General features: G+C 64.9%; 13 protein-coding genes. 3 read left to right on the forward strand and 10 right to left on the reverse strand.

Annotated features, from left to right (window positions below; translation table 11 throughout):
* Positions 1-35: 35 nt before the first annotated feature.
* The gene (locus tag AB0O58_RS22450; protein ID WP_283550704.1) at positions 36-722 is read right to left on the reverse strand and encodes a HemK2/MTQ2 family protein methyltransferase; all 687 of its coding nucleotides are present in this window, start codon (positions 720-722) and stop codon (positions 36-38) included.
* A gap of 202 nt (positions 723-924) precedes the next feature.
* On the opposite strand from AB0O58_RS22450, the gene AB0O58_RS22455 reads away from it, so the two are divergent.
* Together AB0O58_RS22455 and AB0O58_RS22460 are read left to right on the forward strand one after the other, a co-directional pair.
* Positions 925-1,392 carry a hypothetical protein gene (locus AB0O58_RS22455; RefSeq protein WP_032375617.1) on the forward strand — a complete coding sequence of 156 codons (468 nt, stop codon included), beginning with the start codon at positions 925-927 and terminating at the stop codon, positions 1,390-1,392.
* A gap of 8 nt (positions 1,393-1,400) precedes the next feature.
* On the forward strand, positions 1,401-2,582 hold the full coding sequence (locus AB0O58_RS22460) for an FAD/NAD(P)-binding oxidoreductase (RefSeq protein ID WP_032375643.1): 1,182 nt from the start codon (positions 1,401-1,403) through the stop codon (positions 2,580-2,582).
* A 25-nt stretch (positions 2,583-2,607) separates the two neighbouring features.
* Here the strand turns inward: AB0O58_RS22460 and glsA are convergent, their stop codons facing one another.
* Complete coding sequence (glsA, locus tag AB0O58_RS22465; protein WP_366238826.1) at positions 2,608-3,816, reverse strand: glutaminase A; 1,209 nt, start codon at positions 3,814-3,816, stop codon at positions 2,608-2,610.
* 106 nt (positions 3,817-3,922) lie between these two features.
* Here glsA and AB0O58_RS22470 point away from each other — a divergent pair, with 106 nt between their 5' ends.
* Positions 3,923-4,921, forward strand: a complete 999-nt coding sequence (locus tag AB0O58_RS22470; protein ID WP_052063188.1) for a fumarylacetoacetate hydrolase family protein — start codon at positions 3,923-3,925, stop codon at positions 4,919-4,921.
* 3 nt (positions 4,922-4,924) lie between these two features.
* Here AB0O58_RS22470 and AB0O58_RS22475 read toward each other — a convergent pair whose 3' ends face one another.
* The 8 genes from AB0O58_RS22475 to AB0O58_RS22510 form a co-directional block, all read right to left on the reverse strand.
* Positions 4,925-5,068 (reverse strand): hypothetical protein, encoded by a 144-nt coding sequence (locus AB0O58_RS22475; RefSeq protein ID WP_155288482.1) that lies wholly within the window; start codon positions 5,066-5,068, stop codon positions 4,925-4,927.
* Positions 5,069-5,233: 165 nt separating this feature from the next.
* On the reverse strand, positions 5,234-7,429 hold the full coding sequence (gene katG / locus AB0O58_RS22480; RefSeq protein WP_197077504.1) for a catalase/peroxidase HPI: 2,196 nt from the start codon (positions 7,427-7,429) through the stop codon (positions 5,234-5,236).
* Positions 7,430-7,504: 75 nt separating this feature from the next.
* A complete protein-coding gene (locus tag AB0O58_RS22485; protein WP_032366272.1) occupies positions 7,505-7,984 on the reverse strand; it encodes a Fur family transcriptional regulator in 480 nt (159 codons plus the stop codon).
* A gap of 128 nt (positions 7,985-8,112) precedes the next feature.
* Positions 8,113-8,382, reverse strand: coding sequence for a metal-sensitive transcriptional regulator (locus tag AB0O58_RS22490; RefSeq protein WP_032366273.1), 270 nt, complete (start codon positions 8,380-8,382; stop codon positions 8,113-8,115).
* Between the two features lie 52 nt (positions 8,383-8,434).
* Positions 8,435-8,854 carry a DUF302 domain-containing protein gene (locus AB0O58_RS22495; RefSeq protein WP_032383505.1) on the reverse strand — a complete coding sequence of 140 codons (420 nt, stop codon included), beginning with the start codon at positions 8,852-8,854 and terminating at the stop codon, positions 8,435-8,437.
* Between the two features lie 42 nt (positions 8,855-8,896).
* Entirely contained in the window at positions 8,897-11,050 is a 2,154-nt protein-coding gene (locus tag AB0O58_RS22500; protein ID WP_045842008.1) for an MMPL family transporter, read from the reverse strand.
* A 164-nt stretch (positions 11,051-11,214) separates the two neighbouring features.
* On the reverse strand, positions 11,215-11,679 hold the full coding sequence (locus AB0O58_RS22505; protein ID WP_052057215.1) for a MarR family transcriptional regulator: 465 nt from the start codon (positions 11,677-11,679) through the stop codon (positions 11,215-11,217).
* Between the two features lie 14 nt (positions 11,680-11,693).
* Positions 11,694-13,147 (reverse strand): biotin/lipoyl-containing protein (locus AB0O58_RS22510; protein WP_366238827.1); only part of this gene is annotated, 1,454 nt, incomplete at its 5' end.

A 13,147-nucleotide genomic window follows, 5' to 3' on the forward strand; every position in this document is an offset into this window, starting at 1 on the left:
GAGTGCGCGCAGGTGCAGCGTCACCACCCGTCGACTCATCGCTTGTCGCCACGCAACACCACCAATTCTTCCGTTCTGCGGCCTGATTCGAGCACGCCCTTGGCCTCGAGCCACTCGGCACGAGCCGTCATGACGGGCCCGAAGTCGATTGTGCGGCACGCCGCCTCCGATGCACCGAAACCGTGAGTATTCAGCATCTCCCGTGTTCGCTGCGGACCCGAGAATTCCGAGTGGACCACCAGCAGCACACCGCCGGGGGCCAGCAGTTCCGCGCCTCGCGTGCACAGAGGGTCGAGCACCACTCGCCCGTCCTCACCCGCATCCCAGGCGCGGTGCAAACCCATGCCGGTGGGCGCGGTCTCCGACGGAACGTACGGAGGGTTGCACAGCAGAATGTCGAACGGCTCCAGCTCGGTCGCCCCCGAGAACGACCCCAGCCGCACATCCACATCGACTCCGACCGACCGGGCATTGCGCTGCGCACAGGCAACCGCACGCGGAGAGATGTCGAAGGCCACCACCTCGCGGGCACCGAGCAGTGCTGCGGTGATGGCCACTGCGCCGCTACCGGTACACATGTCGAGTACACGGGCTCCGGGCACGAGCCCAGAATCTGCGGCGACGTCGCACAGCAGAAGTGAATCCTCCTGAGGCTCGTACACTCCGGGATCGGCGTGCACTCGTGCCAGCGAACGGACGGAATCGAATTCGGCTGTCGTCATGGACATTCCTCCCAGCGTGGATTGTCGGATTCGTATTCCCGCGTCCAAGCCCCGCAAACCGGTTGTTCGGAACAGGCTTACCGACACGCACTTCGGGGTAGTGCTAGGACGTGTGTGGTTGAGGAGCAGCCCGCAGTCTCGGCAGTCGACTGCCGCACTCCCCCTGCACGGGTTCAGGAGTTCGGCTCCAGAGGAGTTGTCCATGATCGTCGTTCCGTCCATTCGAACTCCGCTCGCCGGTGTGGTTCCATCGCTCTCCACCGCCGACGACCGTGCCTCGAGTACCCGTTCCTCGCTCCCGGAGGCCGAGATGACGGTGTCGGTCGACGAGAGCGCAGGCGCCGACATCGAGGTGCGCATTGCCGGCACCATCACCGACGTGGACGTTCCGGTGCTGGCAGAGACGTTGGGGGAAGCCGCCGAGCGCGGCCGGGCTCTGATTCTCGATCTGTCTCGCGTCACGTTCGTCGCGGCGGGGGTTCGCTCCGTGCTCGACGCCACCGCTATTCGCCAGGGTCGCTGGCAGCAGAAACTCTCCGTTGTGCTTCCCGACGGCGCAGACCCGAGCGGCGTCTCGGACCGCGTGTTCGTCTACCGCACGCTCGCCGAAGCCCGCACCGAAACCGATGCCCGCACCGACGTCACAGCGCAGGCGGCCGATTCACGGTGAGCCGCACCATGTACGACGTGCTGATCATCGGTGGAGGCAATGCCGGGATCAGCGCGGCCGCACGACTGCTGAAGAAGGGCGTGTCCGACGTCGCCGTGATCGAGCCCAAGCAGGTGCACACGTACAAGCCCCTGTTGTCGTACGTCGGTGCCGGTCAGGCACCGCTGACCGAGGCCGAACGGACCCAACGCTCGGTGACCCCCGAGGGCTGTGTGTGGCTCGAAGATTCGGTCGTGTCGGTGGATCCGACAGAACGCTCGGTTCGCTGCGCGTCGGGAATGGAGTACGGCTACCGCGATCTCGTACTGGGGCAAGGCCTGATCGCCGACGAAGCCGCTCTGCCGGGTGTGCATGCGGCGCTTCGTTTTCCCGATGTCGCCAGCAACTACCTCGACCGGGCCGAGCGCACATGGCGGCTGGTCCGTGACCTGCCTGCACACAGTCGCGCCGTGTTCACCGTGCCGCGTCCGCCCGTCGGGTGTACCGGGACCACTGTCAAGCCGCTGTTCCTCGCGGCCGCCCACTGGAAGCGCACAGGACGACTACCGACCGTCGACATCACGTTGGTCGTAGATCGTGAGAGTCTGCTCGGTGTCCCTGACCTGGACCCCCGGCTCGCCGGCCACCTCCGAGACCTGGGTGTGCGCGTCCTGATGGATACGGCGGTCACGGCGCTCGAGCCCGAGAGCAAGCGCATCACCGTCACCGATCACGCCGGGGTCGACGAGCGTATCGACTACGACATGCTGCACCTGGTCCCGCCGTATCGCGGACCATTGTGGGTACAGGAGTCCGGTCTGGCAGGAGAGCAGCAGCACGGTGTCGTCGACATCGACTCCCGCACGATGCGGCACCGACGCCACCCCGAGGTGTGGGCTGCAGGCGACGGTGCAGCGATCGACACCGACTCGTCGGGTGGCGCTCTACGCAAACAGATTTCGGTTCTCGTCGACAATCTCGTCGCATCCAGGAGCGGCGGAGCGATGTCGAGTTACGACGGGTACACCGTCGCACCCATCGCTGTCGAAGCACACACTCTGATCGCTGCCGAGTTCGACCGCACCGGTGCACTGGCGTCGTCGCTACCCTCGTTTCTCGATCCCCTGAAACCCAGACGGTCCGCGTGGGCGTTCGACCGATACGGCCTACCGCAGTCCTACTGGCACATGATTCTCGCCGGGAGACTGTGACACCGACCGTCTGGTTCGAGGTGTGTCAGCTGTCGCGGGAGGCGTTCATCAGCCCGTCGGGATCCTCGACGACGACGCGGTAGCCGTCGTCTTCCAGTCCGCTCACAGCCTCTCGAAGGAGGCGCTGTGCAGCGCCGTCGACGGCGCGCACTTCGGTGAAATCGACGACTATCTCCTCGCAGTCCGGGACGCCGGCCGCAAGACGGGCGACGACGGATTCCGCACCGGCGAACCTCAGCTCGCCCTGCAGTTCGACGGTCGTGACGCCGTCGGATTCGTTCAGCGTGCGAATGGCGGATTCGCCGCTGGGAGGGACGCGCATCATGTGCAGACCGAGGTCGCGTGACAACCTCTCGAACACCGCAACCCCGCGGACGCTGTTTCCGTGCTCGTTCAACCGGGGCGAGATCACGGCAACACCCACCTGACCGGGGAGCACGCCCATGATGGCTCCCGCGACTCCACTCTTGGCCGGAATGCCCACTGTCGCAATCCAACTGCCGCTGCCGTCGTACATCCCACAGGTTGCCATGACAGCGAGAACGTGACGGTTGACCGCGGGGTCGACGACCTGTCGGCCGGTGGCCGGATCGGTTCCGCCGTTCGCCATCACCGAGGCGATCACGGCCAGATCGTTGCACGTCACCGTCACCGCGCACTGGCGCGCATACCCGTCGACGACGACCGCGGGTTCCGCACCGAGGTGGCCGACCGACTTCAGCAGGTGCGCGATCGCGGTATTTCGATCGTCGGATTCCAGTTCGGCCTCGTACACCGATCGATCGATGTGGAGTTCACGGCCGGCCATGGCTCCGAGCAGCTCGATGAGCCGCCCCGCTCGTTCTTCGCCGTCACTTCCCGCGATCATCGAATGTACCGCCAGCGCACCGGCATTGATCAGAGAGTTGCGAGGTCGACCGGTCCGCGCCTCCAACGAGATCTCGTTGAACGAATCCCCCGACGGTTCGACGTCGACGGCCTCGAGCACCGCTGCGAGCCCGTTGTCCTCGATGGCCAGCGCATAGGCCACCGCTTTGGCGATCGACTGGATGGAGAATTCGGTGTCGGTATCGCCCGCCCCGTAGTGCGACCCACCGACGGTGGCGAGCGCAACCGCGAACGTGTCGGGATCGGCCGCCGCCAATTCCGGGTTGCCGCTCGACATTTCCCCATCGTCGAGGTGTCGGCACTCCGTCAGGACGGACTGAAGATACTCGGGCACCGGTGATCTCATCACCCCACGCTAACCGTCGGGTCTTGACACGCCGACCGTGGCACCGTTTACACTCCGGGTTCCTCAACCGTTGTGGAGCATCGCTCCGCACAGATCGGACGCGCCCGTGCGACTGCGACGCTTGACCCCCACCGATTCCGCCGACCGCCTTGCCGTCCACGTGCCCGACACGACCACGTGGATCGATCTCGAGGCTGCGGTCTCGACTCTGGGTGCCCCCGAGATCCTGCGCCCGCTCACCGGGTCCATGCTTCGGTTCCTCGATGCAGGTGAACCCGCACGTGAAGCCGCAACGACGGTGGCGCGGCGGGCGGCCGACGAGGGCGTCGCGACGATGGACCGACCGGCACCGACCCTTCCGGTCGTTCCGGCGTCACTGCGCTGCTTCCTGGGTTGGGACGAGCACTGGGATCTGGCCGCGCACAACCTCGTTCGGCGAAATCTACCGCGTGCCGTCCCGTTCATCCGTGGATTCGAGATGCTGACGCGTCGAACTTTCCCGGCCTTGCGTCCCGGTCCGGGGTTCGACGACCATCCGATCTACTACACCGGTAACCACCTGACCGTCGTAGCCGACGGGGCCGATGTCGAGTGGCCGTCGTACAGCCGAGTTCTCGATTTCGAGCTCGAATTCGGTGCCGTCGTCACCCGACCGATCCGAGATGCGTCAGAGCGGGAGGCCGAGGCTTCGATAGGCGGTTACGTCGTCTTCGACGACATCAGCGCGCGGGACACACAGTGGGAGGAGCAGCGCCGGACGCCCTTCGGCCCGGTCGTCAAGACCAAGACGTTCGCCAGTTCGATGGGCGCAGACGTCGTCACCCCCGATGAGGTTGCGGCGCATGTAGATTCGCTGGCCGCGGCCGTCCGGGTCAACGGCGAGCTCTGGTCGACCACCAGCACTGCCGGGATGCGCTATTCCATGGGTGAATCTCTGGCGTTTGCGAGTCGCGGCGAGAGCATTTACCCCGGCGAGCTCCTGACGTCGGGCACCCTGCCTCGCGGTTGTGGGCTCGAACTCGACCGGTGGATCGCTCCGGGCGACCGAGTCGAACTCGATATCGAACGGATCGGCTCCGTCACCAACACCATCGGTGCTCGCTGAGTCCTATCGGATTCCGCGCTCGGTGTCCGACTTGTCGGTCGACGCGTCCTGGAACATCTCGAGGAACGACCCGAAACCGGATGCACTCTGACGTGTTTCGTCTCTGTTGTTGTCCGCAGAGCCTGCGGATACGTCCTGTTGTGTCATGCAACCAGCATGACAATCGGACATTGCGACAAATCCAGGCGCAAAGTCACGAATCGGCATCGAATGATAACAGCCCGGTAACGACGAACTCGAAGCTGTGGATGGATCCAGCTCGTATTCCATCCACAACTTCGAGTTCGGGTGGCGCATCAGCGCCGGTGAGTACTAGGCGAGCTCGAAGCGATCGAGCATCATGACCTTGTCCCAGGCTGCGACGAAGTCCCGGACGAACTTCTCCTTGGCGTCATCGCAAGCGTAAACCTCTGCGAGAGCCCGCAATTCGGAGTTCGAGCCGAAGACCAGATCGTTACGTGTTCCGGTCCACTTCTTCTCGCCGGTAGCGGCGTCCTTGGCCTCGTAGATGCCGTCCTCCGCGGTGGGAACCCATTCGGTGCCCATGTCGAGGAGGTTGACGAAGAAGTCGTTGGTGAGCGTGCCGACCTTGTCGGTGAGGACGCCGTGCGTCGACCCCTTGTAGTTCGCGCCGAGTACACGCAGACCGCCGACCAGCACGGTCATTTCCGGTGCACTGAGCGAGAGCAAGTTGGCCCGATCGACCAGGTTGAACTCGGCGGGCAGCTTCTGGCCCTTGCCCAGGAAGTTGCGGAAGCCGTCCACCTTGGGCTCGAGATCGGAGAACGAGTCGACGTCCGTCTTCTCCTGCGTCGCATCCATGCGGCCCGGGGTGAACGGGACCGTGATGTCGACGCCTGCGTTCTTGGCGGCCTGCTCGACGGCTGCGACACCGCCGAGGACGACGAGGTCCGCGAACGACACCGTTCCGGAGAACGACTGCTGAATGCCTTCGAGAACGCGGATGACCTGTGCGATCTCGTCGGGCTCGTTGACCTCCCAGCCGGCCTGCGGCTGCAGGCGCAGACGGCCACCGTTGGCACCGCCGCGCTTGTCGCTGACGCGGAACGACGATGCCGCCGCCCACGCAGCCGAGATCAGCTGATCCTGGCTCAGTTCGGAACCGAGGATGGCCTGCTTGAGCTCGGCGATCTGGGCGTCACCGATCAGCTCGTGATCGACGGCCGGAATCGGGTCCTGCCAAAGCAGGGGCTCCGCCGGAACCTCGGGGCCGAGGTAACGCGAGACCGGTCCCATGTCGCGGTGGGTGAGCTTGAACCACGCCTTCTGGAACTCTTCTGCGAGCTCCTCGGGATGATCGAGCCAACGACGGGTGATCTGCTCGTAGATCGGATCGACGCGCATCGCGATGTCTGAGGTCAGCATCGACGGGTGGCGACGCTTGGACGGATCCGCCGGGTCGGGAACGAGATCCGCGCCTTCTCCGTTCTTCGGACGCCACTGGTGTGCGCCGCCCGGGCTCTTGTAGAGCTCCCACTCGAAGCCGTAGAGGGTCTCGAGGAACGAGTTGTCCCACTGGGTCGGCGTCGGGGTCCAGATGACCTCGAGTCCGCTGGTGATCGCGTCGGCGCCCGAGCCGGTGCCGAAGCTGTTCTTCCAGCCCAGGCCCATCTGCTCGATGGGCGCGCCCTCGGGCTCCGGTCCGATGTGGGCATCGGGGTCGGCTGCGCCGTGGGTCTTGCCGAAGGTGTGTCCACCGACCGCGAGTGCCGCAGTCTCGATGTCGTTCATGGCCATGCGGCCGAAGGTCTCGCGGATGTCCAGTGCGGACTGCACGGGATCCGGGTTACCGTTGGGGCCTTCGGGATTGACGTAGATCAAGCCCATCTGCACTGCGGCCAGCGGGTTCTCGAGGCTCGTGCGGTCACCGTGGTAGCGCTCGTCGCCCAACCAGGTCTGCTCGGGGCCCCAGTAGACGTCCTCGTCCGGCTCCCAGGCGTCGACGCGTCCGCCGGCGTAGCCGTAGGTCGGCAGGCCCATGGACTCGATGGCGACGTTGCCGGTGAGCACGATGAGGTCGGCCCAGGACAGTTTGCGGCCGTACTTCTGCTTGACCGGCCAGATGAGACGGCGGGCCTTGTCCAGGCTCGCGTTGTCGGGCCAGCTGTTGAGGGGAGCGAATCGCTGCATGCCGGCTCCGGCACCGCCGCGACCGTCCTGCTTGCGGTAGGTTCCGGCCGCGTGCCACGCCATGCGGATGAAGAACGGACCGTAGTGCCCGAAGTCCGCAGGCCACCACGGCTGCGAGTTCGTCATCACGGCTTCGATGTCACGCTTGACCTCGGCGAGATCGAGAGAATTGAACTCGGCGGCGTAGTCGTAATCCGCACCCATCGGATCGCCCACGGCCGGGTTCTTCTTGAGGATCTTGAGATTGAGCGCCTTGGGCCACCACTCGCGGTTGCCGCCGCCTTCGACAGGCGTGGGCATCGCGTCGTGCATGACCGGACACTTGCCACCGCTCTCCTGCGGCTGATCCTCGTTCATCTCTTTTTCGCGTGTTACGTGATCTTCAGACACGTGCTTCCTTCCAAGGTGTGACGATCGGGCTGTGATCGGTGGTCACGAACTCTGCTGTGTTCGAGACCGGGGAGGGAACTGAACGGGAACTGCCGGCTGCTCGCGAGCAGCCGAACACTGTGCGCAGAAGCCCCAGTAGATGACCTCTGCCTCGTCGATCGTGAAACCGACGGAGTCCGATGCGGTGAGACACGGCGTCTCGCCCACCGCGCAATCCACGTCTGCGATCACGCCGCAGTTGCGGCACACAGCGTGGTGATGGTTGTCCCCGACCCGAGATTCGTATCGTGCGGGAGATCCCGCGGGCTCGATGCGACGCACCAGGCGCGCAGCGGTCAGGGCATTGAGAACGTCGTACACCGTCTGGCGTGATACCTCGGGGAGCACCGATCGGACGAGTCCGAGAATCGTGTCGGTGTCCGCATGCGGATTGGTTTCGACGACCTCGAGCACGGTGACCCGCGGACGGGTCACGCGCAAATCGGCGGTGCGTAATTGCTCCGCATAGGGTGAGATCGGCATCACAGCGTCAGTATCCTCCGGTTTTCTGGACCAAGTCAAGTATGCAGTCGAATCCGCTGCTTGTCGACTGCAACTCGGTATCGACGGCAACCCGACACATGCCGTTCGTCCGGAGTTCGGCCGGCGGCTCAGGCCAGAGCCAGAAACAACTTTTCGAGCTCGGCCTCGGTCATCGGTTCCCTACCGTCAGCAGCATCCCCCGTCATGCACTCCCGTAGGCCGGTTGCCACGATCTTGAACCCGGCACGGTCGAGCGCCCGCGACACGGCAGCGAGCTGGGTGACGACGTCCTTGCAATCACGACCGTTCTCGATCATCCCGATGACACCCGCAAGTTGGCCGTGCGCACGCTTGAGCCGGTTGAGTACCAGTGCAATGCTGTCTTCGTCGCCGATCATGTCGATTCCTTCGATGGTGGTAGCAGTGAACCCCAGGGTACCCCCGGGGGCATCATTGCGGCGCGGTACCGGTACCGCCGAGGGCCGCGATTGCCGCCTGCAGTTTCGCCGTGGCCTCGGCGGCGACCGCACCCAACCGCGGCTCACCGGTGACCTCGACCATGATGGCCGGGTTCATGGCCTCGACGACGACGGACCGCGCCGCCGCCGGGTTCTCACGCACGACCACATTGCACGGCAACAGCAGACCGATCTGTTTCATCACCCCCACTGCGCGGTGAGCCAGTCCCGGGTTGCACGCGCCCAGGATCACGTAGCGCTCCATGTCCTCGTCGAGCTTGGCCTTCAACGTGGCCTGCATGTCGATTTCGGTGAGAACTCCGAATCCCTGCTCCGACAACGCCTTTCTCGTGCTCTCGATCGCGTCGGCGAAATCGGTGTCGGTCAGTGTGGTGGACAGTGCGATGTTCATGATGTCTCCTCGAAAATTGTTGTGTCAGTGTGAGCTGTTGTGTCAGTGAGAAAAACGGATGGAGGGCAGGACAGCACGTAACCATGCCGGCGACCACCACGCGCCGTGTCCGGTCAGCCGTAGCAGGACCGGAAGCAGGACGAGTCGAACCAGGAACGCGTCGAGCAGTACCGCAACACCCAGGATGATGCCCATCTCTTTCGGGGGCAACGGATCCGACAGTGCGAATGTGAAGAACACTGCCACCATCACCGCTGCTGCGGCAAAGATGACTCGTCCCGAGTGGGCCAACCCGTCCACCTGGGCAACCTTGGAATCACCGGAGCGCTCGTAATGCTCCTTGGCGGTAGCCAGGAGGAACACCGTGTAGTCCATGGCGATGGCGAAGATCATCGCGAAGAAGAACACCGGACCCCAACCGTCGAGAAATCCCTGCGGCGTGAAGCCCAGCAACGAGAATCCGTGTCCGTCCTGGAAGATCAGCTTGGCGACGCCGAACGCCGCCGCGGTGGACAGCAGGCTCACCGCGGTACCGAGCAACGCGATGAGCGGAGCCTGAAGCGCCACCAGCAGCAGCACGAATCCGAGAACCAGGATGATCCCGACGACTATCGGCAGGTAGTCGTTCAAAGCCTGCTGCAGGTCCAGGTTCTCTGCCGGTGCTCCGCCGACGAGTGCCGAATCGGGCAATGTCGATCGCAGCTCGGCGAGAATGGAGCCCATCGCTTCGTCGGACGGATCCACCGACGGAATTGCCTGCAGCAGTGCATATCCCGAATCGTCAGCCGCACTCTGCGGCGGCGTCACCATCGAGATCCCGTCGACCCGCGCAGCGACGGTTGCGGTCTCGGCAGCATCCACTTCGGGAACCACGATCTGCAGCGAACCCGGTGCGCCCGGTCCGAACCGGTCCTGAACGAGCTCGTAACCCTGCCGCACGGGGGCATCCTCGGGCACCACTGCTATCGACGGCATTGCCACCTTCAGCCCGAGCACCGGCAGGGCGAGCGCAATCAGAATCCCCACCGACACGACCGCGAACGGCCACGGGTGCTTGTGCAGCAACTCCCCCCATGCCGCGAACCTTGGGGATCGATGCACTTGACGCTTGGCGTACGGCAACGAAGCGGCGTTGACCTTGGGTCCGAGCGCACCCAATGCCGCAGGCAGCAGAGTCATCGTTGCCAGCAACACGAAGGCGACAGCCAACATGATCCCGACGGCCATCGTGCGCACCGCCGGCGCGGGGACCAGCAGCACTGCGGACAGACTCACCAGCACCGTCAGCCCGGACAACACGACGGCCTTACCTGCGGTGTCCATGGTGGCGGCGACGGCAGCCCGAGGGTCGGTGTTCCGCAGCGCGTCGCGGAATCGAGCGACGATGAACAGGGCGTAGTCGATTCCCAGCGCGAGGGCGAACATCATTGCAAAGTTCATGGCCCACACCGAGATCGGCGTGACACCGTTGAGCAGAACCAGACCACCAGCGGAGGCAACGAGCCCCGCGACGGTGAGCAGCAGCGGCAAACCGGCCGCGACAAGGGAACCGAAGGCAAGCACCATGATCGCCAAGGTGACCGGCCACGAGAACAGTTCGGCTTGGATCATGGCGTCGTGGTTCGCCTTGTTGAAGTCCGACCACAGGGCCGACGAACCGGTGGGATACACCTCGATTCCGTCGGTCGAGAGCGCAGTCAACCGCTCCTTCACATCGTCGACGGCCTTCACCATCTCGTCGGTCGTGCCGTTCGCCCCGGCGATGACGATGCCGGTGCGGCCGTCCGGGCTGATCGTCATATTCGGTTGCGGCGCAACGACGTCTCCGAATCGGGAGTCACCGGAGAACACCTCGGTCACGTCGTCGATCACTGCCCGAACAGCGGGGTCCGTGATGGATGCTGCGTCGGAGTGAACGACCACCTGCACCGCTGCGGACGAATTGCCACCGAAATGCTGCTGGGCCAGTTCTCGAACCTGTACGGATTCGGATCCGTTCGCCTGCCACCCGGCTCCCGCCAGATCGGTGAAGACCGAGGGCGCGAACGAACCGAGGCCGATCAGCGCGATGAGCCATACGCCGAACACCCAACGACGGTGGGTCACCATCGACGCACCCGCACGGCCGAGTAGTCCTGGCCCTCTCGCGGTCAGGTCGTCAGGTGGGCGAAGAATTTCGGCATCGCGCAGCGACATGGTTCTCCTATACGGGTGGGGGTATCGGTCGAGGCGGATGAAACCCCGAGCGATCGAACGTGCTCACCATTGCACATACCCAAGGGGGTATGCAAGTACCCCTGGGGGTATCACCCCAGGGGTACTTGCATCACCGTCGGCGGATCACAACCAGGACGTGTCGGTCAGCCCCGCCTGTTCCACTGCTTCTCGATGCCGCGCAGCACTTCGAGTGTTTGCTCGGAATCTGCATCGACCGCCATCCGCGACCGAGCCCGTTCGAGCGCACGTTCGGCACGTGTCACCGCGCGATACCCCGAGTCGGTGGCGTCGACCAAGTACTGCTGTCGATTTCGCGGATTGACACTGCGCACCAACAGGCCGGCGTCGACGAGACTGGCAGTTGTCGCAGTGATGCTGGTTCGGTGTCGCACCAATTCACGTGAGAGCGCGCTGTACGACAACGGCCCTCTCCGACATACCAATTCGAGTACCTCGTACCGTGCCCAGCTCAGTCCCTGGGCATCGAGCGCCTCCGCCAACCGCACCCGGGCGGCCGAGGCCATCCGCAATACCGTGGACACGATCTCGAACTCGGTGGAATGCGCCGGAGAGGTGTCGCCGTCGAACGATTCAGCGAGGGCAGTCATCGAAAGGTACTCCCCTACTTGATTTCTGCGAGGACGGTGCCTTGGGTGATGGCGTCGCCTGCGGTGACGCTCAGGCCGGTGATGGTGCCTGCTTTGTGGGCGGTGACGGGGTTTTCCATTTTCATCGCTTCCAGGACGGCGACGAGGTCCCCGGCGGCGACTTCCTGGCCTTCGTCGACGGCGACTTTGACCACGGTGCCCTGCATGGGTGCGGTGACCGAGTCACCGGAGGCGGCGCCGGCTCCGGCACCGCCACGGGTGCGGGCCTTGGGCTTGCGCCGTACCGCACCGGCATTTCCGCCGCTGCCACCGCCGAGGGTGAGCTCGCCCGGGAGGGAGACCTCGACGCGTCGGCCTCCGACCTCGACGATGACGGACTGCCGGGGCAGGGCCTCGTCGTCGTCGATCGGTTGCCCGGCGGTGAACGGGGGAACTTGGTTGTCCCATTCGGTTTCGATCCACCGGGTGTGGACGGAGAAGGAGTCGCCGTCGCCGATGAACGCGGGATCGGAGACCACTGCCGCGTGGAACGGGATGACCGTCGCCAGGCCGTCGACGGTGAATTCGGCCAGCGCCCGGCGGGAGCGGGCGAGGGCTTCTTCGCGGGTGGCTCCGGTGACGATGAGTTTGGCGAGCATCGAATCGAACTGGCCGCCGATCACACTGCCGGATTCGACACCGGAATCGACGCGGACACCCGGGCCGGAGGGGGCGGTGAAGGTGGTGACCGGTCCGGGGGCGGGCAGGAACCCACGGCCGGCGTCTTCGCCGTTGATCCGGAACTCGAACGAATGCCCGCGCGGTTCGGGGTCTTCGGTGATGGTCAGTTCTTCGCCGTTGGCGATGCGGAACTGCTGCAGCACCAGGTCGATGCCGGAGGTTTCCTCGGTGACGGGGTGCTCGACCTGCAGGCGGGTGTTGACTTCCAGGAAGCTGACGAGGCCGTCTTGGCCGACGAGGTATTCGACGGTCCCGGCGCCGTAGTAGCCGGCTTCGAGGCAGATGGCTTTGGCGCTGGAGTGGATTTCTTTGCGTTGGGCGTCGGTGAGGAACGGGGCGGGGGCTTCTTCGACGAGTTTCTGGAAGCGGCGTTGCAGGGAGCAGTCGCGGGTGCCGGCGACGATGACGTTGCCGTGTTGGTCGGCGATGACCTGGGCTTCGACGTGGCGTGGTTTGTCGAGGTAGCGTTCGACGAAGCATTCCCCGCGCCCGAATGCGGCGACGGCTTCGCGGGTGGCGGAGTCGAACAGTTCGGGGATTTCCTCGCGGGTGCGGGCCACTTTCATGCCGCGTCCGCCGCCACCGAATGCGGCTTTGATGGCGATGGGGAGGCCGTGTTCGTCGACGAACGCCAGGATTTCGTCGGCGTCTTTGACCGGTTCGGAGGTGCCGGGGACCGAGGGGGCTTTGGCGCGGGCGGCGATGTGGCGGGCGGTGACCTTGTCGCCGAGATCGCGGATGGACTGCG

It is taken from the genome of Rhodococcus sp. NPDC080181 (genome assembly GCF_040702225.1).
Taxonomy (GTDB): domain Bacteria; phylum Actinomycetota; class Actinomycetes; order Mycobacteriales; family Mycobacteriaceae; genus Rhodococcoides; species Rhodococcoides fascians.

Bases quoted from the DNA above. Each gene is read 5' to 3' on its own strand.
- AB0O58_RS22450 (WP_283550704.1), bottom strand. From the start codon at position 722: ATGACGACAGCCGAATTCGATTCCGTCCGTTCGCTGGCACGAGTGCAC.
- AB0O58_RS22455 (WP_032375617.1), top strand. From the start codon at position 925: ATGATCGTCGTTCCGTCCATTCGAACTCCGCTCGCCGGTGTGGTTCCA.
- AB0O58_RS22460 (WP_032375643.1), top strand. From the start codon at position 1,401: ATGTACGACGTGCTGATCATCGGTGGAGGCAATGCCGGGATCAGCGCG.
- glsA (WP_366238826.1), bottom strand. From the start codon at position 3,816: ATGAGATCACCGGTGCCCGAGTATCTTCAGTCCGTCCTGACGGAGTGC.
- AB0O58_RS22475 (WP_155288482.1), bottom strand. From the start codon at position 5,068: ATGACACAACAGGACGTATCCGCAGGCTCTGCGGACAACAACAGAGAC.
- katG (WP_197077504.1), bottom strand. From the start codon at position 7,429: ATGAACGAGGATCAGCCGCAGGAGAGCGGTGGCAAGTGTCCGGTCATG.
- AB0O58_RS22485 (WP_032366272.1), bottom strand. From the start codon at position 7,984: ATGCCGATCTCACCCTATGCGGAGCAATTACGCACCGCCGATTTGCGC.
- AB0O58_RS22490 (WP_032366273.1), bottom strand. From the start codon at position 8,382: ATGATCGGCGACGAAGACAGCATTGCACTGGTACTCAACCGGCTCAAG.
- AB0O58_RS22495 (WP_032383505.1), bottom strand. From the start codon at position 8,854: ATGAACATCGCACTGTCCACCACACTGACCGACACCGATTTCGCCGAC.
- AB0O58_RS22500 (WP_045842008.1), bottom strand. From the start codon at position 11,050: ATGTCGCTGCGCGATGCCGAAATTCTTCGCCCACCTGACGACCTGACC.
- AB0O58_RS22505 (WP_052057215.1), bottom strand. From the start codon at position 11,679: ATGACTGCCCTCGCTGAATCGTTCGACGGCGACACCTCTCCGGCGCAT.